This is a genomic window from Micromonospora fiedleri, assembly GCF_016774385.1.
Taxonomy (GTDB): domain Bacteria; phylum Actinomycetota; class Actinomycetes; order Mycobacteriales; family Micromonosporaceae; genus Micromonospora; species Micromonospora gifhornensis.
This window is the reverse complement of the sequence record NZ_JAETXL010000063.1, coordinates 1-464: the sequence shown is the minus strand read 5'-3', so window position 1 is coordinate 464 and position 464 is coordinate 1. Positions and strand designations below refer to the sequence as shown.

Here is a 464-nt window from a genome sequence, read left to right as displayed (position 1 = left end):
ACACCGCGCCCCGCGCAGACGTGTTGAGGGTGGCGACGGCGAGCGGCACGGTGGCCCGCTTGCGGGTGCTGCGGAACGCGTTGGTGTTCGTGCAGGCCGGGTAGTTGTCGGTGATCGTCAGCGAGCCGATCGACGACGAGATCGCCGGACCGGGGTAGCGTCCCGTGGTCAGGTTCGCCACCGTCCACGCCTCGTTGACCCGGTGGACGTTGAACGGCTTGTGCGACGTGCAGTCGTACGACCAGGTGTGGAAGAGCTTCAGCTTCGCGGCGGTGATCCGCTTGTCCATCAGGCCGTCGTCGTCGAACTCGTCGAAGTGGATGAATGAGCGGGCCTTAACGGTGCCGCCGTTGTAAGTGCCGACCGGCAGGTTGTCACCGTTGTGGTTGGTCGTGCCGGAGTCGTTGTCGACGTAGACGTCGCCGGTCGTACCGGTGGTGGTGGTCGGGTCCACCCGGACCGGG

At 66.4% G+C, this 464-nt stretch carries 1 protein-coding gene; it reads right to left on the bottom strand.

Annotated elements, in window-relative coordinates; translation table 11 throughout:
- The coding region (locus JMF97_RS30640; RefSeq protein WP_203224675.1) for a DNRLRE domain-containing protein at positions 1–464 on the bottom strand (464 nt) is incomplete at both ends.